25 protein-coding genes are annotated in these 25,737 nt (G+C 66.5%); 17 read left to right on the top strand and 8 right to left on the bottom strand.

Annotated features, from left to right (window positions below; all coding sequences use genetic code 11):
• Positions 1-125: 125 nt before the first annotated feature.
• Positions 126-2,042: an adenylyl-sulfate kinase gene (gene cysC / locus ACQR03_RS16265; protein ID WP_315826001.1), complete on the bottom strand. Its 1,917-nt coding sequence runs from the start codon at positions 2,040-2,042 to the stop codon at positions 126-128.
• A gap of 14 nt (positions 2,043-2,056) precedes the next feature.
• A complete protein-coding gene (gene cysD / locus ACQR03_RS16260) occupies positions 2,057-2,881 on the bottom strand; it encodes a sulfate adenylyltransferase subunit CysD (RefSeq protein ID WP_315826002.1) in 825 nt (274 codons plus the stop codon).
• A 204-nt stretch (positions 2,882-3,085) separates the two neighbouring features.
• Between cysD and cysG the strand changes: the two genes are divergently transcribed.
• The 13 genes from cysG (at position 3,086) to ACQR03_RS16195 (ending at position 15,271) form a co-directional block, all read left to right on the top strand.
• The gene (gene cysG / locus ACQR03_RS16255) at positions 3,086-4,516 is read left to right on the top strand and encodes a siroheme synthase CysG (protein WP_434841726.1); all 1,431 of its coding nucleotides are present in this window, start codon (positions 3,086-3,088) and stop codon (positions 4,514-4,516) included.
• The gene (locus ACQR03_RS16250) at positions 4,517-4,831 is read left to right on the top strand and encodes a DUF2849 domain-containing protein (protein WP_434841725.1); all 315 of its coding nucleotides are present in this window, start codon (positions 4,517-4,519) and stop codon (positions 4,829-4,831) included.
• A gap of 9 nt (positions 4,832-4,840) precedes the next feature.
• Positions 4,841-6,496 (top strand): nitrite/sulfite reductase, encoded by a 1,656-nt coding sequence (locus ACQR03_RS16245; protein ID WP_434841724.1) that lies wholly within the window; start codon positions 4,841-4,843, stop codon positions 6,494-6,496.
• On the top strand, positions 6,483-7,001 hold the full coding sequence (locus tag ACQR03_RS16240) for a DUF934 domain-containing protein (protein WP_434841723.1): 519 nt from the start codon (positions 6,483-6,485) through the stop codon (positions 6,999-7,001). The genes ACQR03_RS16245 and ACQR03_RS16240 overlap by 14 nt, the downstream gene beginning before the upstream one ends.
• The gene (locus ACQR03_RS16235; RefSeq protein ID WP_315826006.1) at positions 6,998-7,723 is read left to right on the top strand and encodes a phosphoadenylyl-sulfate reductase; all 726 of its coding nucleotides are present in this window, start codon (positions 6,998-7,000) and stop codon (positions 7,721-7,723) included. The genes ACQR03_RS16240 and ACQR03_RS16235 overlap by 4 nt, the downstream gene beginning before the upstream one ends.
• 211 nt (positions 7,724-7,934) lie before the next feature.
• Positions 7,935-8,927, top strand: coding sequence for a sulfate ABC transporter substrate-binding protein (locus ACQR03_RS16230; RefSeq protein ID WP_434841722.1), 993 nt, complete (start codon positions 7,935-7,937; stop codon positions 8,925-8,927).
• A gap of 207 nt (positions 8,928-9,134) precedes the next feature.
• Complete coding sequence (gene cysT / locus ACQR03_RS16225; RefSeq protein ID WP_315713861.1) at positions 9,135-9,971, top strand: sulfate ABC transporter permease subunit CysT; 837 nt, start codon at positions 9,135-9,137, stop codon at positions 9,969-9,971.
• Between the two features lie 8 nt (positions 9,972-9,979).
• On the top strand, positions 9,980-10,888 hold the full coding sequence (cysW, locus tag ACQR03_RS16220) for a sulfate ABC transporter permease subunit CysW (RefSeq protein ID WP_315713862.1): 909 nt from the start codon (positions 9,980-9,982) through the stop codon (positions 10,886-10,888).
• The gene (locus ACQR03_RS16215) at positions 10,878-11,915 is read left to right on the top strand and encodes a sulfate/molybdate ABC transporter ATP-binding protein (RefSeq protein ID WP_315713863.1); all 1,038 of its coding nucleotides are present in this window, start codon (positions 10,878-10,880) and stop codon (positions 11,913-11,915) included. Before cysW ends, ACQR03_RS16215 begins: the two co-directional genes overlap by 11 nt.
• A gap of 363 nt (positions 11,916-12,278) precedes the next feature.
• Positions 12,279-12,794, top strand: coding sequence for a CAP domain-containing protein (locus ACQR03_RS16210; protein WP_315714371.1), 516 nt, complete (start codon positions 12,279-12,281; stop codon positions 12,792-12,794).
• Between the two features lie 140 nt (positions 12,795-12,934).
• Positions 12,935-14,110 carry a patatin-like phospholipase family protein gene (locus ACQR03_RS16205; protein ID WP_316172644.1) on the top strand — a complete coding sequence of 392 codons (1,176 nt, stop codon included), beginning with the start codon at positions 12,935-12,937 and terminating at the stop codon, positions 14,108-14,110.
• Between the two features lie 4 nt (positions 14,111-14,114).
• Positions 14,115-14,906 carry a 3-hydroxybutyrate dehydrogenase gene (locus ACQR03_RS16200; protein ID WP_172134430.1) on the top strand — a complete coding sequence of 264 codons (792 nt, stop codon included), beginning with the start codon at positions 14,115-14,117 and terminating at the stop codon, positions 14,904-14,906.
• A gap of 113 nt (positions 14,907-15,019) precedes the next feature.
• Entirely contained in the window at positions 15,020-15,271 is a 252-nt protein-coding gene (locus ACQR03_RS16195; RefSeq protein ID WP_315713865.1) for a SemiSWEET transporter, read from the top strand.
• A gap of 14 nt (positions 15,272-15,285) precedes the next feature.
• Here the strand turns inward: ACQR03_RS16195 and ACQR03_RS16190 are convergent, their stop codons facing one another.
• The 3 genes from ACQR03_RS16190 to ACQR03_RS16180 form a co-directional block, all read right to left on the bottom strand.
• The gene (locus ACQR03_RS16190; RefSeq protein ID WP_316172643.1) at positions 15,286-15,945 is read right to left on the bottom strand and encodes a L,D-transpeptidase; all 660 of its coding nucleotides are present in this window, start codon (positions 15,943-15,945) and stop codon (positions 15,286-15,288) included.
• 175 nt (positions 15,946-16,120) lie between these two features.
• On the bottom strand, positions 16,121-17,497 hold the full coding sequence (locus ACQR03_RS16185) for a lipopolysaccharide biosynthesis protein (RefSeq protein ID WP_316172642.1): 1,377 nt from the start codon (positions 17,495-17,497) through the stop codon (positions 16,121-16,123).
• Between the two features lie 112 nt (positions 17,498-17,609).
• Positions 17,610-18,449 (bottom strand): protein-disulfide reductase DsbD domain-containing protein, encoded by an 840-nt coding sequence (locus ACQR03_RS16180; RefSeq protein WP_316172641.1) that lies wholly within the window; start codon positions 18,447-18,449, stop codon positions 17,610-17,612.
• A gap of 136 nt (positions 18,450-18,585) precedes the next feature.
• Here ACQR03_RS16180 and ACQR03_RS16175 point away from each other — a divergent pair, with 136 nt between their 5' ends.
• Entirely contained in the window at positions 18,586-19,236 is a 651-nt protein-coding gene (locus ACQR03_RS16175; protein WP_316172640.1) for a YqgE/AlgH family protein, read from the top strand.
• A gap of 238 nt (positions 19,237-19,474) precedes the next feature.
• Here ACQR03_RS16175 and ACQR03_RS16170 read toward each other — a convergent pair whose 3' ends face one another.
• Positions 19,475-20,362, bottom strand: a complete 888-nt coding sequence (locus tag ACQR03_RS16170; RefSeq protein WP_316172639.1) for a TauD/TfdA dioxygenase family protein — start codon at positions 20,360-20,362, stop codon at positions 19,475-19,477.
• Between the two features lie 136 nt (positions 20,363-20,498).
• Positions 20,499-21,278 (bottom strand): SDR family NAD(P)-dependent oxidoreductase, encoded by a 780-nt coding sequence (locus ACQR03_RS16165; RefSeq protein WP_316172638.1) that lies wholly within the window; start codon positions 21,276-21,278, stop codon positions 20,499-20,501.
• 136 nt (positions 21,279-21,414) lie between these two features.
• Here ACQR03_RS16165 and ACQR03_RS16160 point away from each other — a divergent pair, with 136 nt between their 5' ends.
• The 3 genes from ACQR03_RS16160 to ACQR03_RS16150 all read left to right on the top strand — a co-directional run bounded on the left by ACQR03_RS16160 (position 21,415) and on the right by ACQR03_RS16150 (position 23,859).
• Positions 21,415-22,557 (top strand): PQQ-dependent sugar dehydrogenase, encoded by a 1,143-nt coding sequence (locus tag ACQR03_RS16160; protein WP_315713873.1) that lies wholly within the window; start codon positions 21,415-21,417, stop codon positions 22,555-22,557.
• Between the two features lie 121 nt (positions 22,558-22,678).
• Entirely contained in the window at positions 22,679-23,413 is a 735-nt protein-coding gene (locus ACQR03_RS16155) for an SDR family NAD(P)-dependent oxidoreductase (RefSeq protein WP_315713874.1), read from the top strand.
• Between the two features lie 74 nt (positions 23,414-23,487).
• The gene (locus ACQR03_RS16150) at positions 23,488-23,859 is read left to right on the top strand and encodes a CsbD family protein (RefSeq protein WP_315713875.1); all 372 of its coding nucleotides are present in this window, start codon (positions 23,488-23,490) and stop codon (positions 23,857-23,859) included.
• A 133-nt stretch (positions 23,860-23,992) separates the two neighbouring features.
• Here the strand turns inward: ACQR03_RS16150 and ACQR03_RS16145 are convergent, their stop codons facing one another.
• Positions 23,993-25,732 (bottom strand): SGNH/GDSL hydrolase family protein, encoded by a 1,740-nt coding sequence (locus tag ACQR03_RS16145; RefSeq protein WP_316169486.1) that lies wholly within the window; start codon positions 25,730-25,732, stop codon positions 23,993-23,995.
• Positions 25,733-25,737 lie beyond the last annotated feature (5 nt).

Raw genomic sequence — 25,737 nt, 5'->3', positions numbered from 1 at the left:
GACGATCGAACCCGGAATCTCGAAGTGATTGGGGATTGAGCGCAAGGCAATGTCGAGATTCCGGGTTCAAGGCCTGCGGCCTTGCCCCGGAATGACGGGGTGCATGACAAGTCTGGAAGCAGACGTCAGATATTCGCGCCGAGATCGGCGATGTCGTCGAACAGCACGGATGTCCGCGACAGCAGCGCCTCGAGCTCGTCGGTGGCGTCCGCAATCCCGCGCGTCGCGGTGTCGATCACCAGTTCCGCATCGAGCGGCGGCTCGTAGTCGGTGCCGATGCCGGTGAAGTTCTGCAGATTGCCGGCGCGGGCCTTGGCGTAGTGGCCCTTGGGGTCGCGGCTCTCGCAGATCTCGGCGGCCGTCGCGACGTAGACCTCACGGAACAGGTCGCCGGCGACGCGGCGCGCAGCCGCGCGGTCCTCGCGCGCGGGCGACACCGCGGCGACGATCGCGATGTGGCCGTTACGGGCGAGATGGGTCGCGACCTCGGCGAGGCGACGGATGTTCTCGGCGCGGTCCTCCGGCGTGAAGCCGAGATCCTTGTTGAGGCCGGCGCGGACGGTGTCGCCGTCGAGCAGCACCGGAGCGCCGCCGCGGCTGAACAGCCGCCGCTCCAGCGCGCGCGCCAGGGTCGACTTGCCGGCGCCGGGCAGGCCGGTCATCCACACGACGGCGCCCTTGTGGCGATAGCGATCGGCGCGCTCCTGCGGCTGCAGCGCCGATTCCACCGGCATGATGTCGACCGGTGCGGCGCGCTTGCCAGCGGCGATCGACAGCACCAGCCCGCCGCCGGCGATGCGGCCCTGCACCTCGATGACGAGACGGCCGGTGCGCGCATTCTCGGTGTAGGGATCGACGGCGACCGGCTGGGTCAGTGCGATCTCGATCTCGCCGACATGGTTGCGCGCGATCGAAGCGTTCTCTTCGTTGGACAGCGAGCCCGGGTCGACCGCCTTCGCGATCGCGACGACGCTGCCGCGCGCCTCGCGGGTGCCGAGCCGGACCAGGATGCTGTCGCCTTTCGACAGCGGCTGGTCGTGCAGCCAGAAGATGCGGGCATGCAGCCGGCGCGCCGCCTGCGGCTCGCGGCCGACATGGGCGATGACGTCGCCGCGCTCGATGAACAGCTCGCGATCGAGCGTGATGCCGACCGAGCGGCCCGCGCCCTGCGCCGTGGTCACCGGGGTCTGCGGCCAGCCCTCGACGGTCCTGATCTTGGCGATCTTGCCGGCGGGCATGATCACGATCTCGTCGCCGGCGCGCAACTCGCCGGCCTCGACGCGGCCGGCGACGATGCGGCGGTCGTCGAACTTGTAGATCGCCTGCACCGGCAGGCGCAGCGGCAGGCTCGACAGCGGCTTGGCCGGCTCCAGCCCGTCGAGCGCCTCGACCACGGTCGGGCCGTCGTACCAGCCGATCCGCGAGGTCAGCTCGGCGACGCCGTCGCCGTCTCGCGCGGAGATCGGGATGACGGCGACCGGCTTGACGCCGAGGCCTTCGAGATGCGCCGAGATCTCGGCCTTGATCGCGTCGAAGCGGTCTTCGCCGAAATCGACGCGGTCCATCTTGTTGACGACGACTGCGACCTGCTTCACGCCGAGCAGATGCAGGAGATAGCCGTGGCGGCGGGTCTGGTCGCGCACGCCTTCGAGCGCGTCGATGATCAGCACAGCGCCATCGGCCTGCGAGGCGCCGGTGATCATGTTGCGCAGGAATTCGGCGTGGCCGGGCGCGTCGATCAGCACGACCTCGCGCGCATTGGTGCGGAAGCGGATCTGCGTGGTGTCGATGGTGATGCCCTGGTCGCGCTCGGTCTGCAGCGCGTCGAGCAGGAACGACCATTCGAACGGCATGCCGCGGCGGGCGGAGACGGCCTGCAGCATCTCCAGCTTGCCCTCGGGCAGGCTTCCGGTCTCATGCAGCAGGCGGCCGACCAAGGTCGACTTGCCGTGGTCGACATGGCCGACGATCACGATGCGGACCTGCGGACGGGTGGTGCCGTTCGGCGTGGCGGGGGCGGCTGACGGGACTCGCATGTTCATCGCCTTATCCCCCCTCACAGATAGCCGGCGACGCGGAGCCGCTCGAAGGCGTCCTCGGTCTCGTGGTCGAGCGCGCGGCCGGCACGCTCCGGCACCTTGGTGCTTTCGAGTTCGGCGAGAATCTCGGGGATGTTCGAGGCGTTCGATGCGACCGGGAAGGTGATGTCCTGATCGCCGAGCGAGCGATAACGCTTGCCGTTCCTGGACAGATACAGCGGGATGATCGGAATGTTCTCGCGCGCCGTGTAGGCCCAGATGTCGGCCTCGGTCCAATGCAGGATCGGATGGATGCGCAAGTGAGCGCCCTGCGGCGGCGAGGCGTTGAAGTGATCCCAGAATTCCGGCGGCTGGTCGCGCACATCCCAATGGCCCTCGGCCCCGCGCGGCGAGAACACGCGCTCCTTGGCGCGCGTCGCCTCCTCGTCGCGGCGGATGCCCGCGATCAGACCGTCGAAGCCATGCTTGGCGAGCGCCATCTTCAGGCCTTCGGTCTTGCGCGCAGCCGAGCGTGCGGCGGGCGGCAGGGTGGGATCGACGGCATCGATCGGCGGGCACGGCTCGACCTTGAGATCGAGGCCCCATTCCTTCGCGTAGGTGTCGCGGAAGGCGTACATCTCGGGAAACTTCTTGGCCGTATCGACATGCATGGCCGGAAACGGCACCCGGCCGAAGAACGCCTTGCGCGCCAGCCAGATCATCACGTTGGAATCTTTTCCCAGCGACCACAGCAGCGCCAGCTTCTTCAGCCGTGCAAAGGCCTCGCGAAGGATGTAGATGCTCTGCGCCTCCAGCTCGTCGAGATGGTCCATCGTCGGTGCGGCGTTGAGGACGCGCGGCATGGAAGATGCTTGCTCGATCTCGGAGGAGGGTAACCGATCTCTGGAAACGTCGTTGGTGAGAATGTGCATGCTATCAGCCATCGCCTGCCTGGGAGAAAATTCTATGGCGGAGCCAAGGAATAATTTTCTCTTTACGTCGTAGGCGGGACACTTATATAGAAAATAATTCCAGTCAACCCCCAAGTGCCGAAGCTGAAGAACGCAATGCAATATCTGCCGGTGTTTCTCGATCTGAAGACCGGCCCCGTGCTGCTGATCGGCGCGGGCGAGCTCGTGCGCGCCAAGCTTCGCGTGTTGCTGTCCGCGGGCGCACGGATTCGCTGGTTCGCCACCGACGGCGACTTCGATCTCGCGGGTCTGCGCGATCAGCACGGCCAGATCGAGCGCGCCGAAGGCGACCCGCTGAGCGCCGATCTCACTGGCGTCATCGCCGTGCTGTGCGCGGGCGCTGGTGACATCGGCGTTGCGATGTCGGCGCGGGCGCGCAGCGTTGGTCTGCCCGTCAACGTCATGGACGACCTCGCGCATTCCAGCTTCATCTTTCCGGCGATCGTCGATCGCGGCGACGTGGTGGTGGCGATCGGCACCGGCGGCTCCTCGCCCGTCGTGGCACGCCGCGTGCGCGAACGCATCGAGGCGCTGCTGCCGGCGCGGATCGGCGAGCTCGCGAGCTTCATCGGCGACTTCCGCAAGACCATCAACCCGCAGATCGCCGAGATGACGCTGCGCCGCCGCTTCTGGGAGCGCATCGTCGACGGCCCGATCGGTGCACTGGTGCTGGCGGGCCGCAAGCAGGAAGCGGAGGCGGCGCTGCATGGCATTGCCGATCCCGCGGCGTTTGCGGGCGCCGATCATGCCGGCCGCAGCAACGGCCATGTGACCTTGGTCGGCGCCGGTCCGGGAGATCCCGATCTTCTGACCGTCAAGGCGCTGCGCGCGCTGCAGGACGCGGACGTCGTCTACTACGACGAACTGGTGACTCCTGAGATTCTCGACCGCATCCGCCGCGACGCCGCGCGCGTGCCGGTCGGCCGCCGGGTCGGCAAGCCCGGCATCGGCCAGGACGCCGTCAACGAACTCCTGATCGGGGCGGCGCGCGAGGGCAAGCGCGCGGTCAGGCTGAAAGGCGGCGACTCCTACGTGTTCGGCCGTGGCGGCGAGGAGGTCGATGCGCTGCGCAAGGCGGGCGTGTCCTACACGATCGTGCCCGGCATCACCGCCGGCCTCGGCGCCGCCGCGCAGTTCGAGGTGCCGCTGACCTTCCGCAGCAAGGCGCTGCGCATCACCTTCCTCACCGCGCACAAGGAGCGCGATGCCGAGGCGGTCGACTGGTCGGCGCTGACTGACACCAAGATGACCGTCGTCGTCTACATGGGCATGACCGCGGCGCCGGCGGTGCGCGCAGGGCTCCTCGCGGCGGGCCGCTCGCCGCAGACGCCGGTCGGTGTGTTCGCGAAGGTGACGCGCCCCGATGCGCAGGCGGCGGTCGGCACGCTCGATCAGTTGCCGGATCTCGTCGGCCAAATCGATGGCGGTCCGGCCATCCTCATCATCGGTGACGTCGTGGCGCACTCCGCGCCGTGGCGTCAGCAGACTATCAGTGGCGTGATCGCACAACTCCTGGAACCCGTCTGAATGACCTCCCCGCTGCAACAGAAGATCAAGATCACCGGTCCCTCGATCATCACCGCGAACCGGACCTGGGACGGCGCGGTGATCTACCGCACCGGCGCCAAGAGCTGGTCGGATGAGCTCTCCGATGCGGCGATCGTGCGCACCGCCGACGAGGCGCGCGCCCTGCTGTCGGAAGCGGTGGCCGACGATCTCGGTGCGATCGGTCCCTACATCGCGCCGGTCGAGGTGGGCGCCGACGGTGCGGTCAAGCCCGGCAACATGCGCGAACACATCCGGCTCACGGGCGCCTCCATCGCGCTCCCGGCTCAAGTCTGAAGGCCTGTCATGTACGCTTATGACGAAATCGACCGCACCTTGGTCAACGAGCGCGTCGCCGAATTCCGCGACCAGGTGAAGCGGCGCCTGTCGGGCGAATTGTCCGAGGACGAGTTCAAGATGCTGCGGCTGCAGAACGGCGTCTATCTGCAGCTCCACGCCTACATGTATCGCATCGCCATCCCCTACGGCACGCTGGCGTCGAACCAGCTTCGCCGGCTGGCCCATGTCGCGCGCCGCTACGACCGCGGCTACGGTCACTTCACGACGCGGCAGAACATCCAGTTCAACTGGATCAAGCTCGCCGAGCTGCCGGATGCGATGGCCGACCTCGCCGAGGTCGGCATCCAGTCGATGCAGACCTCCGGCAACAACATGCGCAACGTCACCTCGGATCAGTGGGCGGGCGTCGCGCCGGGCGAGGTCGAGGATCCCAGGATCTGGGCGGAGCTACTGCGCCAGTTCACGACGCTTCACCCGGAATTCTCGTTCCTGCCGCGCAAGTTCAAGATCGCGATCACGGCGTCCGACCACGACCGTGCCGCGATCAAGATCCACGACATCGGCCTGCGTCTCAAGAAGAACGAGCAGGGCGAAACCGGCTTCGAGGTGCTGGTCGGCGGCGGCCTTGGCCGCACGCCGTTCATCGCCAAGACCATCAAGCCGTTCGTCCACGGCCACGACATTCTCAGCTATGTCGAGGCGATCCTGCGCGTCTACAACCAGTACGGCCGCCGCGACAACATCTACAAGGCGCGCATCAAGATCCTGGTGCATGAGCTCGGCATCGAGAAGTTCGCCGCCGAGGTCGAGGAGGAGTGGCAGCAGATCCGCGACGGCGTGCTCAAGCTCGATCAGGGGATCATCGAGGACATCCGCTCGCGCTTCTTCTATCCGGCCTACGAGACGCTGCCGCACATGCCGGAGGAGCTGAAGCAGGCGGCGCACGATCCGAAGTTCGAGGCATGGCGCAAGAACTCGGTCTTCCCGCACAAGGTGCAGGGCTATGCCATCGTGACCGTGTCGCTGAAGCCCATAGGCAAGCCGCCTGGCGATGCGACCGCCGACCAGATGGATGCGCTGGCCGACATCGCCGACAAATACTCGTTCGGCGAGATCCGGGTCGGGCATGAGCAGAACCTGGCGCTGCCGCACGTCCGCAAGCGCGACCTGCCGGCGGTGTGGAAGGCGCTCGAGGCCATTGGCCTCGCGATTCCCAACGTCAACCTCGTGTCCGACATCATCGCCTGTCCGGGCCTGGACTACTGCTCACTGGCGAACGCGCGCTCGATCCCGATCGCGCAGGAGGTCACGCGCCGCTTCGCCAATCACGACACGGCGAACCTGATCGGCCGGCTGCACATCAACATCTCCGGCTGCATCAATGCCTGTGGCCACCATCACGTCGGTCACATCGGCATCCTCGGCGTCGAAAAGAACAACGAGGAATTCTATCAGATCACGATCGGCGGCCGCGCCGACGAGGACGCCGTGCTCGGCACCCTGATCGGACCCGCGGTGCCCTATGCCGAAGTTGCCGATGTCGTCGAGGACATCGTCGAAGCCTATCTTGCGCTGCGCGCGAGCCCTGAGGAGCTGTTCGTCGACACGGTGAAGCGGCTCGGGGTCGAACCATTCAGGGAGCGGGTCTATGCCACTCGTTAAGGGCGGACACATCATTGCGGACGCGTTCGTCCGCCTCACCGACGATGCCGAGCTGCCGGCGCAGGGCGCGATCCTCGTCTCGGAGACGCGCTTCCTCGCCGGCCCCGACGGGCTGGTCGGCCGCGCCACCGGCAAGCTCGGCGTGATCTGGCCGAACAATCGCGACGTCGACGATCTCGTGCCGTATCTCGACCGGCTCGCGCTGGTCGCGCTGGTGTTTCCGAGTTTTCGCGACGGCCGCGCCTACACCCAGGCGCGCCTGTTGCGCGAGCGCCATGGCTTCCGCGGCGAGCTGCGCGCGACCGGGCAGGTGCTGCGTGACCAGTTCGTGTTCATGCTGCGCGCCGGCTTCGACGCCTTCGAGGTCAAGAAGCAGGCGGATGCCGAGGCCTTCACCGAGACCGTGAAGCGCTATTCGGTGTTCTACCAGCCGACCGGCGACGGCCGGATCTCGGCGCTGCATCAGCGCCTGCAACTGCGCCATTCGGAGAGTGCCGGGCTGTGAGCACGCTGGCTGCATCGCCTTCCGTTGCGGAGATCCCGGTCGCGGCGCTCGACGCCGCGCTGCGCACCGCCGCGCCGCATGAGGTCATTGCCGCTGCTCTCGCGGCGATCGGTCGCGAGCGGCTGGCGGTGGTGTCGTCGTTTGGAACGGAGTCGGCCGCGCTCCTGAAGGTGACGTCCGATGTCGATCCGGCGATCCCGGTGATCTTCCTCGACACCGGGCACATGTTCGCGGAGACGCTGGCCTATCGCGACCGGCTCATCGAGATCCTCGGCCTGCAAGACGTGCGCTCGATGAAGCCGGACGCCGCCACGCTCGAGCGCGAGGACGCCGGCAACGATCTGTGGTTCTCCGATCCCGACGCCTGCTGCCGCATCCGCAAAGTCGAGCCGCTGGCACGCGCGCTGGCGCCGTTCGCCGCCTGGATCAATGGCCGCAAGCGTTTCCAAGGCGGCTTGCGGGCGGCGATCCCGGTCGTCGAGCAGGACGGCGTGCGGGTGAAATTCAATCCGTTCGCCAATGTGACCCGCGAGGAGATCGCGGCGATCTACCGCTCTGCCGATCTGCCGCAGCATCCGCTGGTCGCCGCCGGCTTCCGTTCGATCGGATGCATGCCCTGCACAAGCCGCGCCGACTCCGGCGAGGACGAGCGGGCCGGCCGTTGGCGCGGTCGCGACAAGACCGAATGCGGCATCCACACGGTCGCGACCTCGACGGTGTAGTTCGAAACTCACCGGCCGGCTGACCTGGCAGCCCATGACGACATTGTGCCGCGGCAAGAACAGCTATCCCAACGCCGAGCGCTTCGTAGCAAAATGCCTATGTCCGGCCGGAAACAAGAAAATCCGGTTCCGTTGACTCCGACGTGAACATTTGGCGATCTGCAGTGCGCGCCTGCAACATTTTGGGCGGTGAATGGAACGGAGAGCTTGGATGAAGATGCGACGTCTTCTGGCAGCGGTCGCAGGCCTGGCATGGGCAGGATCGGCCTATGCCGCGGACATCAGTCTGCTCAACGTCTCCTATGACCCGACCCGCGAGCTCTACGTCGAGTTCAACAAGGCGTTTTCAGCCGCGTATCAGAAGGAGACCGGCAAGAGCGTCGAGGTCAAGCAGTCGCATGGCGGCTCCGGCGCGCAGGCCCGCAGCGTCATCGACGGGCTGCAGGCCGACGTCGTGACCCTGGCGCTCGCCTATGACATCGACGCGATCGCGGGCAAGGGTCTGCTCGACAAGGATTGGCAAAAGCGACTGCCGCAGAATGCCTCGCCCTACACCTCGACCATCGTTTTCCTGGTGCGCAAAGGCAATCCCAAGGGCATCAAGGACTGGGACGACCTGCTCAAGAAGGGCGTCGACGTCATCACGCCCAATCCGAAGACATCCGGCGGCGCGCGCTGGAACTACCTGGCCGCCTGGGGCTATGCGCTGAAGAAGTTCGGCTCGGCCGACAAGGCCAAGCAGTTCGTCGGCGACCTCTATCAGCACGTCCCTGTGCTCGACACCGGCGCCCGCGGCGCCACCGTGACCTTCGTGGAGCGCGGTGTCGGCGACGTCCTGCTCGCCTGGGAGAACGAGGCGCATCTGGCCCTGCGTGAGTTCGGCAAGGACAAGTTCGAGATCGTCGCGCCGCAGCTGTCGATCCTGGCCGAACCGCCAGTTGCGGTGGTCGACTCGGTGACCGACAAGAAGGGCACGCGAAGTGTGGCTGAATCCTACCTGAAATACTGGTATACAAAGGAAGGTCAGGAAATTGCCGCACGCAACTCCTACCGTCCGCGTGATCCCGAGGTGGCCAAGAAGTACGAGGCTGCCTTCGCCAAGGTCGATCTGTTCACCATCGACGAGGTGTTCGGCGGCTGGACCAAGGCCCAGAAAGAGCATTTTGGGGAAGGCGGAATCTTCGATCAAATCTACAAGAATTGATCGAATCAGAAGGAACGAGTTGGTGACCGCAGGTCTGATACGGCTTCGAGACAACAAGGCAAGAAGCTGGCGTTGCGGCGATCTGCGATATCGCGCATGAGACGCGGTCCCCGGTCTCGATTGCCGAGACGAGGCTGGGGGCGGCGGGCGGACACCACAATCGATTGAAGCCCATCGACACCGATCATCAACGGACCAGGCCTTTTTTTGAACGTACTTGCACCACGTCGCAGCACCTTGCCGGGCTTTGGTCTCACCATGGGGCTGACGCTGACCTGGCTGTCGCTGATCGTCCTGATTCCGCTGGCGGGACTGTTCGTCCGCTCGACCGATCTCAGCCTGGAGCAGTTCTGGGGCATCGTCACCAGCCGTCGCACCTTGAGCGCGCTGAAGATCTCGTTCGGGCTCGCCTTCGCCGCCGCCTGCGTCAATCTGGTGATGGGCACCATCGTCGTCTGGGCGCTGGTGCGCTACCGCTTTCCCGGGCGCCGCCTGTTCGACGCCATCGTCGACGTGCCGTTCGCGCTGCCGACGGCGGTGGCGGGCGTGGCACTGACGGCGCTGTTCGCACAGAAGGGCTGGCTCGGCGCGCCGCTCGCCGCAATGGGCATCAAGGTGGCGTTCACGCCGCTCGGCATCTTCGTTGCGATGATCTTCATCGGGATCCCCTTTGTCGTCCGCACCGTGCAGCCGGTGCTGATCGATCTCGATCCGGAGATCGAGGAGGCGGCGGCGAGCCTCGGCGCCGGGCGCTGGCAGATCGTGGCCCGCGTGATCCTGCCGAGCCTGACGCCGGCGCTGCTCACTGGCTTCGCACTCGCCTTTGCGCGCGCGGTCGGCGAGTACGGATCGGTGATCTTCATCGCCGGCAATCTGCCGAACGTCTCCGAGATCGCGCCGCTGCTGATCGTGATCCGGCTGTCCGAATTCCGCTACGCCGATGCCACCGCGATCGCGGTGGTGATGCTCGTCGTGGCGTTCCTGATCATCTTTGCCGTGAACCGGTTGCAGCGCTGGGCGCAGAGCCGGGCGCCCTTGAACTAGGACCCGACATGAGCGTGGAGATGACCCTGCAGGCGCCATCCGTGGCATCGTCCGCGGCCAGCCCGCACGTCGCGCAGGCCGGCCGCCCTGATCCGCGCACCGAGCCGCGCCTGGTCCGCATCGTTATCACGACGCTGGCGTTGGCGTTCCTGTCGGTGTTCGTGGTGCTGCCGCTGATCGTCGTGTTCGTGGAAGCGTTCGGCAAGGGCATCGCGGCCTATTTCACCGCGCTTGCCGACGCCGAGGCGTGGGACGCGATCCGCCTGACGCTGCTGGTGGCGCTGGTCTCGGTCGGGACCAATCTCGTGTTCGGCCTGTGCGCCGCCTGGGCGATCGCCAAGTTCGACTTTCCGGGCAAGACGTTCCTGATCACCCTGATCGATCTGCCGTTCTCGGTGAGCCCGGTGATATCGGGCCTCGTGTTCGTGCTGCTGTTCGGCGCGCAGGGGTTCTTCGGTCCGTGGATGCAGAGCCATGGCCTGCAGATATTGTTCGCCTTTCCCGGCATTGCGCTGGCGACCGTGTTCGTGACCTTCCCGTTCGTGGCGCGCGCGCTGATCCCGCTGATGCAGGAGCAGGGCACGCAGGAGGAGGAGGCGGCGATCTCGCTCGGCGCGTCCGGCCTGCAGACGTTCTTCCGCGTCACCCTGCCGAACATCAAATGGGGCGTGCTGTATGGCGTGCTGCTCTGCAACGCGCGCGCGATGGGCGAGTTCGGCGCCGTCTCGGTCGTGTCCGGCCATATCCGCGGCGAGACCAATACGATGCCGCTGCTGGTCGAGATCCTCTACAACGAATACCAGATGGTCGCCTCGTTCGCGATCGCCTCGCTCTTGGCGATGCTCGCGCTGATCACGCTGGTCGTCAAAACCGTCCTCGAACGGCAACTCGATGAGGGAGGTCCGCGTGACCATTGAAGTCAGGGGTGTCGTCAAGACGTTCGGCACGTTCAAGGCGCTCGACGGCGTCGATCTCAAGGTCGCCGACGGCGAATTGCTGGCGCTGCTGGGCCCGTCCGGGTCGGGCAAGACGACCTTGCTGCGGATCATCGCCGGGCTGGAGTGGCCCGATTCCGGCGAGATCCTGTTCGACGGCGAGAGCGCGCTCGATCGCGGCGCGCGCGAGCGTCACGTCGGCTTCGTGTTTCAGCACTACGCGCTGTTCCGGCACATGAACGTGTTCGAGAACGTCGCCTTTGGCCTGCGCGTGCAGCCGCGCCGCATCCGCAAGAGCGAGGCTGAGATCCGCGCGCGCGTGAAGGAGCTGCTCGACCTCGTCCAGCTCGACTGGCTCGCCGATCGCTATCCGAGCCAGCTCTCCGGCGGCCAGCGCCAGCGCATCGCGCTGGCGCGCGCGCTCGCCATCCAGCCGCGCATCCTCCTGCTCGACGAGCCGTTCGGCGCGCTCGACGCCAAGGTGCGCAAGGAGCTGCGGCAATGGCTGCGCACCCTGCATCACTCGATCAACGTCACCTCGATCTTCGTGACGCATGATCAGGAGGAGGCACTCGAGGTCGCGCACCGCGTCGTGGTGATGGACAAGGGCCGCATCGAGCAGGTCGGCTCGCCGAGCGACGTTTACGACAGTCCGGCGACGGCCTTCGTGCACGGCTTCATCGGCGAATCGATCATGCTGCCGGTGGAGATCTCCGGCGGCGCCGTGCATCTGAACGGGCGGCCGCTGGACCTGGCTGCAGAGGGCGTGGCCGCGGGCGCCTCGACCTTGTTCGTGCGCCGGCACGACATGCTGATCGGCTCCGCGGACAGCGGCACGCTGCACGGCGCCGTCACCCACGTCCGCAGCTTCGGCCCAGTGCAGCGCGCCGAGATCGCGCTGACTGAAGGCTCGACCATCGAGATCGACGCCCCCCGCGACCGCGAGCTCCGCATCGGCGACCGCATCGGCCTGAAGCCGCGGCATTATCGGATTTTCGCGGCCGGGTAGGGGCTGCTCGGGCTCGTCCCGGATCGCTGCCAAACATGCGGTGTCGTCCCGGACAAGCCCGGCAACGCGAAAGCGTTGGCGGGCGCTGATCCGGGACCCATACGCCGTGAAGCTTGCTTGAGGCACGCCGGAGCGGCATCGGGTCTCACCACGACCGCTGCGGAGTAAGGTCCCGGCTCAAGGCCAGGACGACACCGAGGGCGTCGTGCCGTTCCTGGCTTGACCGAACTGCTCCTATGGTTGACGAACGGTTGCCGGCAGGAATGGCCGCAATTGTCGCGACGGAACTTACCGCCGATTCACCTTTCAGCCACGGTTGATGTGCAACAACCCGCCTCTCGCATCGGCATAGGGATTGGTTCATTGAAGCGTCTGGCTCTCGCTCTCTCCATTGCATTCCTGCTCGCCGGCTGTGCGGCCGAGACGCCGGTCGTGCAGGCGCCGACCATGTATGCCGATATGGCGGTCGCGGGCGCCAAGCTCGATGCGGTGGCTGCGGCGACGATGATCTCGCAATACCGCCAGAACAACGGGCTCGGCACGGTCGAGGTCGACCCCGAGCTGATGCGGCTGGCGGAATCGCAGTCGCAGGCGATGGCCGACAAGAACAAGCTCGATCATGACGTGCGCGCCCCGCTGGCGAAGCGCCTGACGGGTGCCGGCTATGACGCTGTCGTCGCGGTCGAGAACGTGTCGGCCGGCTATCACACGCTGGCGGAAGCGTTTTCCGGCTGGCGTGACTCGCCGCCGCATCGCGCCAACATGCTCAAGAGCGGTGTCACAAAAATAGGCATCGCAGCGAGCTATGCTCCGAACACCAAGTACAAAGTGTTCTGGACCATGATCCTGGCCGCGCCGGACGGCAAGAAGCCCTCCTGACAGGCTGGGCTGCCGCCGCCCTGCGCAGGCCGCGTGCGCATGGCTCGCGCGCGAGTCAGGCCGGCCTAGCCCTTGGGGTGGATTGACGTCACCGCGAAGTGACGCCACGGTGGCGCCTTGCTTTGCTAATGACCGCGGTAATGACGCAACATCCATTTCCCCCGCTGCCTGCAACCCCCGCCGAATCGCAACGCGTGCTCGTCCTGCAGGGCGGCGGCGCGCTCGGCTCCTATCAGGCCGGCGCCTATCAGGCACTGTGCCATTTCGATTTCGAACCGGAATGGGTCGCCGGTATCTCGATCGGCGCCATCAATGCCGCGATCATCGCCGGCAACGACCGGGAGAAACGCATTGGCCGTCTCAAGGAATTTTGGGAGATGGTGTCGTCGCCGGTGCCGTGGAAGCCGCTGCTCAATGGCGATCATCACCGCTCGGCCTTCAACGAAGTCAGCGCCGGGCTGATCGCGGCGTTCGGCGTGCCCGGCTTCTTCACGCCGCGCTTCCCACCGGCGCCGCTGTGGCCGTCAGGCACGCTGCAATCGGTCAGCTATTACGACACCGCGCCGCTCAAGCGGACCCTGGAACGGCTGGTCGATTTCGACCGCATCAACGATCTGAAGACGCGGCTCTCCGTCGGAGCCGTCGGCGTCACCACCGGCAACTTCACCTATTTCGACAATGTCGAATTCAGGAAGCAGGGCAAGCGGATCGGGCCCGAGCACATCATGGCGTCGGGCGCGCTGCCGCCCGGCTTCCCGCCGGTCGAGATCGACGGCGAGCACTATTGGGACGGCGGCATCGCCTCCAACACGCCGCTGGACTACGTGCTCGATACCGAGACCGATCGTGATCTGCTGATCTTCCAGGTCGATCTGTTCTCCGCGCGCGGCGATCTGCCGCGGACGCTGCTGGAGGCCGCCGAGCGCGAGAAGGACATCCGCTATTCCAGCCGGACGCGGATGAACACCGACAAGAACCGCATGATCCACAACACGCGCAAGGCGCTGCGCGAGCTCTATGCCAAGCTGCCCGACGAGCTGCGCAACGATCCCTCGCTCGAGGTCCTGTGCAAGGCGGCGCAGGAAAACACCGTCACGGTGGTGCACCTGATCTATCGCAGCAAGAACTACGAGACGTCCTCCAAGGACTACGATTTTTCCCATGTCGCGATGGTCGAGCATTGGGAAGCGGGCGTGCGCGATGTCCACCAGTCGATGCGCCACAAGGACTGGCTGGAGCGGCCGCAGTCCGGCGAGACCATGGTCACCTACGATCTCACGCAGGACGGCAGTCTCGCTGCCGCCAAGAAGGAGTGAAGCAATGACGACGAATCTGAAGGGCAAGACCGCGGTCGTGACCGGCTCGACCAGCGGCATCGGGCTGGCCTATGCGCGCGCCTTCGCGTCCGCCGGCGCGAACATCGTGCTCAACGGTTTCGGCGCGCCAGCCGACATCGAGAAGGAGCGTGCGGCGATCGAGAGCGACTTCAAGGTCAAGGCCGTGCACTCGCCGGCCGACATGAGCAAGCCGGCCGAGATCGCCGGCATGATCGCGCTCGGCGAGACCACGTTCGGCTCGGTCGACATCCTCGTCAACAATGCCGGCATCCAGTTCGTCTCGCCGGTCGAAGACTTTCCGCCGGAGAAGTGGGAGCAGATCATCGCGATCAACCTGTCGTCCGCGTTCTACGGCATCCGCGCCGCGGTGCCCGGCATGAAGAAGCGCGGCTGGGGCCGCATCATCAACACGGCGTCCGCGCATTCGCTGGTCGCCTCGCCGTTCAAGTCGGCCTATGTCTCGGCCAAGCACGGCATCGCCGGCCTCACCAAGACCGTGGCGCTCGAGCTCGCGACCTTCAAGATCACCTGCAACTGCATCTCGCCGGGCTATGTGTGGACGCCGCTGGTCGAGAAGCAGATTCCCGATACGATGAAGGCGCGCAACCTCACCAAGGAACAGGTCATCAACGACGTGCTGCTCGCGGCGCAGCCGACCAAGGAGTTCGTGACCTCCGAGCAGGTCGCGGCGCTGGCGCTGTTCCTGTGCGGCGACGATGCGGCGCAGATCACCGGCACCAACCTCTCGATCGACGGCGGTTGGACGGCGGCGTAACGATCGCAGGGAGCGCTGAACAAGGCACCAGTTTCGCGCCGAGGCGGGTTTCGCTTCGGCGCGGTCCATTCTACAAGCGTGCGTTTCCACGACCAGCGCACGGATCCTCCACCTTGCTGACCACCATCATCGGCCTCGGCGCCGCCATCTGCACCACGAGCTCGTTCCTGCCGCAGGTCATCAAGGCCTGGCGGTCGCGCTCGACCCATGACATCTCGATGGGCATGTTCGTTCTGCAGACCACCGGCAACTCGATGTGGCTGCTCTACGGCGCGTTGATCAGCGACCTGCCGCTGGTCGTCGCCAACGCGATCACGCTCGGCCTGGTGGCGGCGATCCTCGGCCTGAAGCTGCGCTACGGCTAGGAAACCTCAGCCGATCAGCTGCGGCGGGCGAACACGTTCGCGGTGGTGGACGCGACGCTCTGGCCCGGCGGCAGCACGACCACGGTCGATCCGAGCTGGACGTGGTTGTAGAGGTCGGCGACGTCGGTATTGGTCATGCGGATGCAGCCTGACGAGATCGCCTGGCCGATATATTCGGGCTGGTTGGTGCCGTGGATGCGGTACAGGGTGTCCTTGTTGCCCTCGTACAGATAGATGGCGCGGGCGCCGAGCGGATTCGCCGGGCCGCCGGCGACGCGCTTCGGATACGGCCCGAGGCGCGCCTGGATGTCGGCGGTGGGAACCCAGTCCGGCCATTCCGCGAGCTTGCCGACGGTGGCGACGCCGGAGAAGGCCATCGCCTCTTCGCCGACGGCGACGCCGTAGCGGATCGCCTTGCGGTCGGGCAGCACGTAGTACAGGAAGCGCGCATCGGTATCGACGACGATCGTGCCCGGCTGTTCCTGCCGGGTGTAGTCGACGATGTGGCGCTGGAACTGTTGCGGGATCTGCGCCTCGACATAGGGCGCGTGCGCCAGCAACTGACGGTCGCGGGGCGTCAACGCCGCGTCTGACGTCGGCGACAGCGTCGCTTCCATGCAGCCGGCCAGCATCACGGTTCCGGCCAGCGATAGTGCGACCCCCAGTCTCGACATCTCATTCTCCCCCAGCGCGCATTCAAATCATGTGCCCGGAGGATCGCGCCAATATCAAGGCGTTGCACCCAACACTTGCGTGATCGCCGGGCGAGACGAGACGTGGCGGCACGACGCTCGCAGTTCCGCCAAGGCGAGGCCAAGATGACGCAACAGATGCGTCAATATGGTTTCCTCAAGATGCCTTGCCGAAGGCGAGGACATGCAGCCCGAGCCGCTGCTTGACGATCCGGAACAGCAGCACGGTCTCGAAGGCCAGCGACAGCGAGGTCGCCGCCGCGGCGCCGTGGCCGCCGAACTGCGGCACCAGCAGGATGCAGAGCACGAGGTTCATGACGAAGGCCGCCGCATAGGCCATGGCGCAGGCGCGCTGCTGGCCCAGCATGTTGAGCAGCCGCTCCACCGGTCCGATCGCGGCGCGTACGACGAGCCCGATTGCGGCGATGAACATGATGTCGTAGCCGGCGGTGAACTGCGCGCCGAACAGAAACAGCAGCGGCTTGCCGAGCGCGAGCAGCACCAGCGTCGCCGCGAGCGAGGGCCAGAACGTCCACTTGATCGCATGCGCGACATAGGCCGACAGCCGCGCCTTGTCGCCGAGCGCGTGGTATTCGGCGAAGCGATGCGCCGTCGTCGCCGACATCGCGTAGTGGATGAACGACACCAGCGCGAGCGTCTTCACCACCGCGAAATAGATGCCGACCTCCTCGGAAGAGCGGAATTGCTGCAGCACCAGCACGTCGGTGTAGGACAGCAGCAGATAGAAGCTCTCGACCATGAGGATCGGCAGCGAGATCGCGAGCCAGCCGCGGAGATCATATTGTTTGGGACCTGGCTCGACGTGGCCGCGGAGCCGGTTGTTCAGCACCAGCATCTGGCCGAGCATCGCAAGCCACACCGCGGCCGCGCTCGCGGCCATCGCAGCGGTGGCGCCGAGATCGAGGCCGAGCACGAAGGCGCCCGCCGTGAAGCCGATGATCAGCGTCTGGCGGATGATGAATTGCGGCATCAGGCCGAGCGTCATCCAGTCGTGCGAGCGGGCGATGCCGTCCTGGGTGTTGGCGACGACGAAGGCTGGCAAGGTGAGGCAGCCGATGTAGAGCGGCATGCGCTCGCCGGCGTCGATCCAGGGCGACAGCAGCGCGATCAGGCCGGCGAGCAGCAGCGCCGCAGCGGTGGACGTCGCCAGCGTCAGCCAGCGTCCGCCGGAGAGGAAGCCGCGCAGCAGCGCCTGCTGGCCCGCGGTGCGGTAGTCCGGAATGATCTTCTGCGCCGAGGAGGCGATGCCGACATCCAGCATGCTGCCGAGCAGCAGCACCCAGGTCCAGACATAGACATAGGTGCCGTAGTCCGAGCCGCCCATCCAGCGCGCGAGCAGGATCTGGCTGAGATAGGCGAGGCCCGCGCTGAGCACGCGGATCAGGAAGATGGTGCCGGCCAGGCGGCGCGTCAGCGATGCCTCGCCGCTGCCGCCGAGCGCGGCCAGGCGCGCCTTCAGGCGGGCCGCGAGGCCGGTCGATGCGGGGGCGTTGCGGGCATCCATCACGGCCACGGCGGGGTCCGGCTCCACGGCCGCGCGGATGGCGGCGATGGTGCTTCCCTATCAACGCAACGTTAAGATTGAGTTGGGCCGGCGCCGCGTCGGTCGCGCGGCGCTACAGCCGTCACGGCAGAGTGAAGTTGAACTCGTAAGACTTGTCGGGGCCGACCAGCGTGAATTTCAGGGCCGCGCCGTCCGGCTTCACGCCCGGCGGAACGCCGTCGAACTCGAAGGCGAAGCGCTTGATGCCCGGCATGCCGCTGTCGCGCACGGTCGGGATCGGCAGTGCCCAGTCAGGCGTCGGCCCCTCGACATAGAGCTGGACGCCGCGCGGATCGGCGACGGCGACGTCGACGACGACGTCCTTCGGGCCGTCGCGCTTGACGTCGCGGATCGTCAAGGGGATGGCGTCGCCGACAGTGGCCGGCTTCGGCACCGTGTCGAGGGCCGCCGAGAGCGCCGTATCCTCGGTGCTGGCGACGCTGGTGAAGGCGAGCTCGGCCTTTGCCTCGACGGGAATGCAGATCTTCTCGCAGACCGCGTAGCTGACGTCGGCGCGCAAGGTCATCGGCTTGTCGGGGTTCTTGGCGACGATGCGCAGCGGCAGCACGACCTGATCATGATAGCCGAGCGAGTGCCCGCCGGCGCCGTCGTCGAACTTTGTCGGCGCGGGCCACAGAACCGTCACCGCTTCGACGTTCTCCGACTTGGAAAAGTCGAACCGCGGCGGCACGCCTGAATCGCCGGGCGTTCGCCAATAGGTCTTCCATCCCGGCTGCAGCGCGAAGGCGATGCCGCCCAGCATGACCGGACCGCTGCGCGAGCCCGCGAGCAGGCGCACCGCGGAGTGGCTGTCGCGCTGCCAGGGCGAGGAATCCTGCGCCTGCGCGCCGAACGCAAGGCAGGATGATACGACGGTCGCGACGAGCAGTGTGGCAGAGTGGTGAGGAACCAAGGCGGACATGAGACGTCTTTAGAGTGCGGTTCGGGCGCAAACCATTGAAATGCTTGTGAGCAGATTTCCTCGCGAGGACCTGAACCTTGATTGACAGATGCGCATCCCAATATCAGGATATCGATGATCATGAGAGTCCTTGCGGATGAATCCTGAGGCAAAAAGGCTGAGCGACATTCGCCGCAAAGTGACAGGGATCGGGGATCACACCTCTCACGGTGGTTACCTCGACGGTCAGCTGCTGGTTGCGATGCCCGTGATGGGCGATTCCCGTTTCGAGCGCTCGGTGATCTATCTCTGCGCGCATTCGGCCGAGGGCGCCATGGGTATCATGGTGAACCGGCCGGCGGGCAGCATCGACTTCCCTCAGCTCCTGATGCAACTGAATATCATCGAGAAGAGCGATCAGATCAGCCTGCCCGACAGCGCCGAGACGATGAAGGTGCTGAGCGGCGGCCCGGTCGATACCGGGCGCGGCTTCGTGCTGCATTCGAGCGACTACTTCATCGCCAACGCGACCTTGAAGATCAACGACGGCGTCTGCCTGACGACGACGATCGACATCCTCAAGGCGATCGCCAAGGGCGACGGTCCGAAGCACGCCATCCTCGCCCTCGGCTATGCCGGCTGGCGCGCCGGCCAGTTGGAGGAAGAGATCCAGGACAATGGCTGGCTGCATTGCGACGCCGATCCGGAGCTGATCTTCGGCGACAATGTCGACGCCAAATACGATCTTGCGCTGCGCAAGATCGGCATCGATCCCGGCATGCTGTCCAACGCCGCCGGGCACGCATAGGCCTTATTGTCCGGTTGGAGCCCCCGCGCTCGCTGGGATCAGAGAAGGCTTAATGGGGCGCTCTGCCTCTCCGCCGTCATTGCGAGCGCAGCGACTTGTCCGCCGAAGCTTTGAGAGCGTAGGCGGAAGCAATCCAGAATGTCCCCCCGCGGATGCAGTCTGGATTGCTTCGTCGCTTCGCTCCTCGCAATGACGACATGGAGAGGGATGAGGCCGCGCATCTCTGCTGAAGGCAGAACTATTCCGCCGCCTGCTGCGCGACCGTCGGTTCGGTGCCGGCCACCGTGGCGCGGCGCATGTCGCGCGGTTGCGACTGATCGTAGCGGCGCACGCGATGCATGGTCTGCCTGTTGTCCCACATGATCAGGTCGTGCAGCGTCCATTTGTGGACGTAGACGAACTCGGGCTGGGTGGCATGCTCGGTGAGGTCGCGCAGCAGCAGCCGGCCTTCCGGCATGCTCATACCGATGATGGCGCCGGCATGCGATGACAGATAGAGCGACTTGCGGCCATGGGCAGGATGAATGCGGACCAGCCGCTGCCTGACCGGTTTGAACATCTCCTTCTCCTCGTCGGTGTAGTCGAGGAAGCCGAGCGCGCCGCGCGAATACATCAGCGAATGTTCGCAGACGAGATCCTCGATCTCGGCCTTGGTCTCCCGGTCGAGCGCGTCATAGGCGGCGCGCATGTCGGCGAATTCGGTGTTGCCGCCCTTCGGGTTCACGATCCGCGCCGAGAGGATCGAGTATTTCGCCGGGATCGGCCGGAACGAGCTGTCGGAGTGCCACAGGCAGTTGCCGAGATTGAACAGATGCGTGCGATGGTCTGATGGCAGCGGCTTGCCATCCTTGCCGAGATTGGAGACGTCGTTGAGGCCGGTGGTGAGGCGGTAATCCTCCTTCTTGGTGACGGTGCCGCCGCGCGCCTGCTCGCGGTCGCCGAAGCTGAGCGCGAAGGCGAGCTGCTGCTCGTCGGTGACGTCCTGATCGTGAAATACGAGAACGGCGTAGTGATCGATCGCGGCCTGCAACTGCGCGACCTCGTCCCGAGCGAGAGGCTTTCGCAGATCGACACCGGATACTTCGCCGACGAAATGCCGATGCAACTGCCGGATGGCGATCGCCATGGTCTCCTCCTCGCGTCCTCATCAGGGCGGACTCCTGTCCGCTTCTTCTGATGGAAGAGGCTACGCCGGCGATGCGCGAAGTCAACGCAAGGCGCGGATCGCCGACCGCACGGCTGTCATGCCGGCGCGTCAGACGTCATGCATTGCGGGCCATCAGCCCGCCGTCCACGGGGATCACCGCTCCGGTGAGGAACGAGGCCGCCGGCAGGCACAGGCTCAAGGTCATGTGCGCGACTTCTTCGGGATCGCCGTAGCGGCCAAGCGCGGTGCGGCGCCGTGCGTAGACCGCCTTCTGCTCATCTGGAATGCGCGCGGTCATCGCCGTGGTGATCGGGCCCGGACAGATGCAGTTCACGGTGATGCGATCGCGGCCGAGCTCGACCGCGAGCGAGCGCGTCAATCCGGTCACCCCGGCCTTTGCAGCCGAATAGGCGCTGTGCCGCGCGGTTGCGCCGAGCGCCTCGGTCGAAGCGATGTTGACGATGCGCGGGCTGTTCGAGCGGCGCAGATGCGGCAGCGCGGCACGGATGACGCGCTGCTGCGCCGTCAGCATGATGGCAAGCCCTCTTGCCCAGGCCTCGTCGTAGGATTCGTCGTCGATCGCGACATGCACCGAGATGCCGGCATTGTTGACGATGACGTCGAGCCCGCCGAAATGCGTCGCAGCATCGCCGACGACGGCCGCGATGGCGTTGCGGTCGACGAGGTCGAGCCGCCAGGCGCGCGCCGTTCCGCCGCTGGCCTCGATGTCTGCCGCCACCGCGCGGGCCGCGTTCTCATCGACATCGGTGACTGCGACCCTGGCGCCTTCATCGGCGAACACGCGCGCGGTCGCGCGCCCCATCCCCGACGCGGCGCCGGTGATCAGGACGGTCAATCCCTTGACCGAGCGGCTGAGTTGCCTGTGCTGGTGCATATTTGCGGCTCACGGAAAAATGCGGATCGCATGCTCGCCGTCGGGATTATCACTGATCGGACGCATTCGGTAGGCACCGATCCGGCATGGCCGAATTCTCGTTGCCGACGACACGGATCAACAAACCGGAGTGATCATGGTGCTCTCCACGACCTTCCTGCGCCTGGCATTGGTGATGGGACTCGTTGCGACCACGGCCGCGCGAGCCGAGAGCATCAATGCCGGCGATCGCAAGGCAAGCGCCGTGCGCCCGTTCGAGGCGCGGAGCGTTGCCGAGTTCGATACGCCCTGGGCCATCGCCTTCCTGCCGGATGGGCGGATGCTGGTCACGGAGAAGCCAGGCCGGATCTTTCTCGTCACGCAAGGTGGGCAGAAGATCCAGATCGGCAACGTGCCTGCCGTCGCGGCGCGCGGACAGAACGGCCTCCTGGACATTGCGGTGTCGCCGAGCTTCGCGACGACGTCGCAGATCTATCTCACCTACACCGAGCCGAGCAGCGAAGGCAGCCGGCTCGTCCTGACCCGTGCCGTGTTGTCGGTTTCGAATGACAACGCCACGCTGACCGACCCCACCGTCATCTGGCGCCAGACGCCCGCCGGCGGCGGCGGGCAGCCCGGCGGCATCATCGCGTTCGATCCGTCGGGAACGCATCTGTTCCTGACGGTCGGCGACCGCATGCAGCCGAACAGCGCCCAGGATCCACGTCAGGCGCGCGGCAAGGTGCTCAGGCTCGATCTCGACGGCGCGACTCCGTCGGACAATCCCATGGCCGAGGACAAGGGCGTGCCGGCCCAGACGTGGACCACCGGCCACCGCAATCCCTACGGGCTCGCCTTCGCATCAGATGGCAAGCTCTGGCTGCACGAGATGGGACCACGCGGCGGCGACGAACTGAACCTGATCGAGCCGGGCAAGAACTACGGCTGGCCGCTGGTGTCGAACGGCGACAATTACAACGGCACGCCGATCCCGCGGCATGCGACGCGGCCCGACCTCGCGCCGCCGCCGCTCTATTGGGATCCTGTGATCGCGCCGGCCGGCCTGGTCTTCTATGATGGTCCGATGTTTCCGCAATGGAAGGGATCGGCGCTGATCGGAGGCTTGCGGGTGCACGCGCTGGTCCGCGTTGCCTTCCGGACCGATGGTCAGCCTGACGAGGCCGAGCGCTGGGACATGGGCGAGCGCATCCGCGACGTCGCCGTGGCGCCGGACGGCGCCGTCTGGGTCATCGAGGACGACTCGCCCGGCCGCCTGCTGCGGCTGACACCGATGAAGTAGCTGCGCAGCAGCATTGATGCGAAGGCGCCGATGCCGGGGTCGCCACAGCCCGCGATGCCGTTGACAGGGCCTGCGCCGATCCCCACACCATCCGACAAACAACAAGAGAAGGAGTGGGGAGATGAACGCGCTCGATTTCACGGGACGCTCGGTGCTGGTGATCGGCGGATCGAGCGGCATCGGCAACGGCATCGCGCAGGCGTTTCGCGCGCAGGGCGCGCGCGTCGACGTCAGCGGCACGCGGGCGAGCGCCGCCGATTATGCCGAAGGTGAGGGCTCCGATCTCGCAGGGGTGAACTACCATCAGCTCGATGTGAGCGATCCCGGCGCGATCGAGAGCTTCGCGCCGCGGCTCGATCGGCTCGATGTGCTGGTGCTGGCGCAGGGCGCGGTATTGTACCGGCGCGGCGAATTCGCCATGGAGGGCTTTCGCAAGGTGGTCGAGGTCAACCTCATCAGCCTGATGGCCTGTGCGACGAAATTTCACGGCCTGCTGCGCGATGCCAGGGGCGCGCTCATCATCGTCTCGTCGACCGCGGCCTATCATTCGACCATGGGCAATCCGGCCTACAACGCCTCGAAAACCGGCGCGATGGGATTGACGCGAACCCTGGCCGAGGCGTGGGCGGAAGACGGCATCCGCGTCAACGGGATCGCGCCCGGGCTCGTCGACACCAAGATGACCAAGGTGACGACCGCCAATCCGAAGCGCCTCGAGGGCGCGCTGCAGCGCATTCCGCTGCGGCGGCTGGGGACGCCGCAGGACATGGCCGGTGCGGCGCTGTTCCTGGCCTCGCCGCTGTCGTCCTACATCATCGGCCAGACCCTCGTCGTCGACGGCGGCCTGATTTTGTAGTCGTCCGGAACCTGCGCCGTGCTGGCCGGTTAGCAGGCCAGCAATCCCGCACAATGCAGAGAAGGAGAGCGGCAATGGATCAGGATCGGCTGACCGGTACGGCCAAGGATGTCGCAGGCAAGATCGAAGGCGGCGTCGGCGAGATGTTGGGCGACAAGAGCACGCAGGCGTCGGGGCGTGCGCGCGAGGCCTCGGGCGTCGTGCAGAACATGTATGGCCAGGCCAAGGACGCGGCGCGCGAGGCCGGCGATGCGGCGATGGATTTCGCCAAGGATACGTTCGGCAACGGCTCCGAGACGCTGCGTGACGGCACGCAGGCGCTGACCAAGCGGGTTCAGGACAATCCGATGGGCGCGCTGCTGGTCGCCGGCGGCATCGGCTTCCTGCTGGCGATGCTGATGCGCTCGCCGAGCCGGCCGCAGCCGCCGCAGCGCTGGCGCTACTGAGCCTGCAAAGACCCGCTGACGATCAGATGACAATCAGCCCGCATTCGCTCTCGAATGCAGGCCGATTTGTCATTGGTACCTTGGTCCGGAATGATCCGCGGCGATCGCCCTCAGCGCCGAAATGTGGTCACGATCAGCGGCCCTGGGTCTCCAGCGATGCTGCCGAGCGGCCGACCAATCCTGGCGGCCGCGGCGGCGCGTTCGGATTGCGCGCGGCGGGCGGCCGCGCCGGCTGCTGTTGCTGCTGAGGCGCGCCGAAGCCAAAAAACTCACGAACGCCCTGATTTGGCTGCGGCGTTTGGGCTGGCGGCTGCTGGGTGGGCGCCCCCGGCGTGGTCAGCCGCCTTTGCCGCGGCTGCGGCGACACCGGCCCAGGTGCTGCCGGCGTCGCTTCCGCCGGCGAAGTCGCTGCCATCGGCGCTTCGGGCCGGGTCGGCTCCTTCGGCGGCTCCTTGGCCTGCTCACGGCCGACCTCGCGGCGAGGCCAGACGAAATCGTCGGCGCGGCCGGCCGGCGGGCTCAGCGCCTCGCCCTTGACCAGGGTTCGGGCCGCCAGCGCGTCGACCGCCGCAGGTCGGGAGCCGGGGCCGCCCAGCAACTGATCGGTGCCGACGGATGACGCCACCAGCGGCAGGATCGGGCCGGCGACCGGCCGCGGCGCCGGCTGGCCCGGTACGGCATTGGCGTCCGGCGTGGCCGGCTCGTTCGGCAGCTCGAGCGGCGCGGAACGCGCCGCGAGCAGCCGGTTGATCTCACGCTCGGCATAATGGGCGAGCTTGCGCGCGCCCGGCTTGGTGAAATAGACGCCGTCATAGGAGCGCAGCTGGCGGATCTGGCCCTCGAAGTCCGGGCCCTTCTGCAGGAAGCGGCCGGCCTCGTCGACGAAGCCGTCCCAGACATCGACATAGGTGATGCCGGCCTTGCCGGCGGCATCGCGATACAGCGAGTCGAGGAACAGCGTGTCCGCCGTCCCCTTGGGACCGCGAACCGCGGGCAGGCCGACCCAGAGCACGGGCACGCCCTTGCTCTTGGCGATCGCGATCATCTCCTCGATCTTCTTCGTATACAGCTCGACCCAGCGCTCGTCCCGGAACTCGTAGAGGCCGCCCGGCGAGCGGGCGGCCTTCTCCGGTGCCGCGACCGCGGGCGTGTCGTTGTCGGCCTCGTCCTGCGGCAGATCGGTATCGGCAGCCTTGTCGTCGGGCTTGGCCGCCGTGTCGGCCTTGCCATCCGGCTTGGCTTCGCCCGGCTTGGTCTCACCAGGCTTTGTCTCACCAGGCTTGGCCTTGGCATCCTTCTTGGCCTTGTCGCCCTTCTTGTCGTCGGTCTTCTCGATCGCGGGCTCGCGCAGCGAGATGCGGTCGTTGAGGCCGAGCATGATGACGATGGCGTCGGCGCGTTCGGTCGCCAGGATACCCTTGGCGGCGGCGGCCCAGTCGGCCGGCTCGCCCCTGGGCTGATACTTGATGAGGCCCGACGTGGTCCGGATCCTGCGGGTCACGCCCATGTCGGGCTGCTCGGCATAGGCCTCTTCCAGGCCATAGGCGAGCCAGTCGGCCATGGCGTCGCCGAGCACCAGCACGTAGCGGTCCGGCGCGCCATCACGCTTCTCCGGCGGCGGCGCCTTGGAATAGTCTTGGATCACCCTCTTCGGCTGTTGCTGCGGGAACGGAGCGAAGAATTCGCCGCCGAACCAACCTCCGCCACCTCCACCGCCGCGCGGTGCCGGGCGGGGCGAAGCGAACGGGTTGAAGTTGAAGAACTGGGCCGAGGCGGGACCGGCGATGCCGACGAGCATGGCGATGACGACCGCCAGCACGACCAGCGGGCCGGGCTCGTTCAACAGCTTGAGGATGGACTTCAGCTTTGACATGCGCA

The sequence above is a fragment of the Bradyrhizobium sp. HKCCYLS3070 genome (assembly GCF_051167575.1).
Lineage (GTDB): Bacteria > Pseudomonadota > Alphaproteobacteria > Rhizobiales > Xanthobacteraceae > Bradyrhizobium.
The sequence above is the reverse complement of the archived record's forward strand: the minus strand, read 5'-3'. Positions and strand labels throughout refer to the sequence as shown.

What these genes read in the sequence shown, in the direction of transcription:
- cysC (WP_315826001.1), bottom strand. Translation starts at nt 2,042, where the DNA reads ATGAACATGCGAGTCCCGTCAGCCGCCCCCGCCACGCCGAACGGCACC.
- cysD (WP_315826002.1), bottom strand. Translation starts at nt 2,881, where the DNA reads ATGCCGCGCGTCCTCAACGCCGCACCGACGATGGACCATCTCGACGAG.
- cysG (WP_434841726.1), top strand. Translation starts at nt 3,086, where the DNA reads ATGCAATATCTGCCGGTGTTTCTCGATCTGAAGACCGGCCCCGTGCTG.
- ACQR03_RS16250 (WP_434841725.1), top strand. Translation starts at nt 4,517, where the DNA reads ATGACCTCCCCGCTGCAACAGAAGATCAAGATCACCGGTCCCTCGATC.
- ACQR03_RS16245 (WP_434841724.1), top strand. Translation starts at nt 4,841, where the DNA reads ATGTACGCTTATGACGAAATCGACCGCACCTTGGTCAACGAGCGCGTC.
- ACQR03_RS16240 (WP_434841723.1), top strand. Translation starts at nt 6,483, where the DNA reads ATGCCACTCGTTAAGGGCGGACACATCATTGCGGACGCGTTCGTCCGC.
- ACQR03_RS16230 (WP_434841722.1), top strand. Translation starts at nt 7,935, where the DNA reads ATGAAGATGCGACGTCTTCTGGCAGCGGTCGCAGGCCTGGCATGGGCA.
- cysW (WP_315713862.1), top strand. Translation starts at nt 9,980, where the DNA reads ATGAGCGTGGAGATGACCCTGCAGGCGCCATCCGTGGCATCGTCCGCG.
- ACQR03_RS16205 (WP_316172644.1), top strand. Translation starts at nt 12,935, where the DNA reads ATGACGCAACATCCATTTCCCCCGCTGCCTGCAACCCCCGCCGAATCG.
- ACQR03_RS16200 (WP_172134430.1), top strand. Translation starts at nt 14,115, where the DNA reads ATGACGACGAATCTGAAGGGCAAGACCGCGGTCGTGACCGGCTCGACC.
- ACQR03_RS16190 (WP_316172643.1), bottom strand. Translation starts at nt 15,945, where the DNA reads ATGTCGAGACTGGGGGTCGCACTATCGCTGGCCGGAACCGTGATGCTG.
- ACQR03_RS16180 (WP_316172641.1), bottom strand. Translation starts at nt 18,449, where the DNA reads ATGTCCGCCTTGGTTCCTCACCACTCTGCCACACTGCTCGTCGCGACC.
- ACQR03_RS16175 (WP_316172640.1), top strand. Translation starts at nt 18,586, where the DNA reads ATGAATCCTGAGGCAAAAAGGCTGAGCGACATTCGCCGCAAAGTGACA.
- ACQR03_RS16170 (WP_316172639.1), bottom strand. Translation starts at nt 20,362, where the DNA reads ATGGCGATCGCCATCCGGCAGTTGCATCGGCATTTCGTCGGCGAAGTA.
- ACQR03_RS16165 (WP_316172638.1), bottom strand. Translation starts at nt 21,278, where the DNA reads ATGCACCAGCACAGGCAACTCAGCCGCTCGGTCAAGGGATTGACCGTC.
- ACQR03_RS16160 (WP_315713873.1), top strand. Translation starts at nt 21,415, where the DNA reads ATGGTGCTCTCCACGACCTTCCTGCGCCTGGCATTGGTGATGGGACTC.
- ACQR03_RS16155 (WP_315713874.1), top strand. Translation starts at nt 22,679, where the DNA reads ATGAACGCGCTCGATTTCACGGGACGCTCGGTGCTGGTGATCGGCGGA.
- ACQR03_RS16150 (WP_315713875.1), top strand. Translation starts at nt 23,488, where the DNA reads ATGGATCAGGATCGGCTGACCGGTACGGCCAAGGATGTCGCAGGCAAG.
- ACQR03_RS16145 (WP_316169486.1), bottom strand. Translation starts at nt 25,732, where the DNA reads ATGTCAAAGCTGAAGTCCATCCTCAAGCTGTTGAACGAGCCCGGCCCG.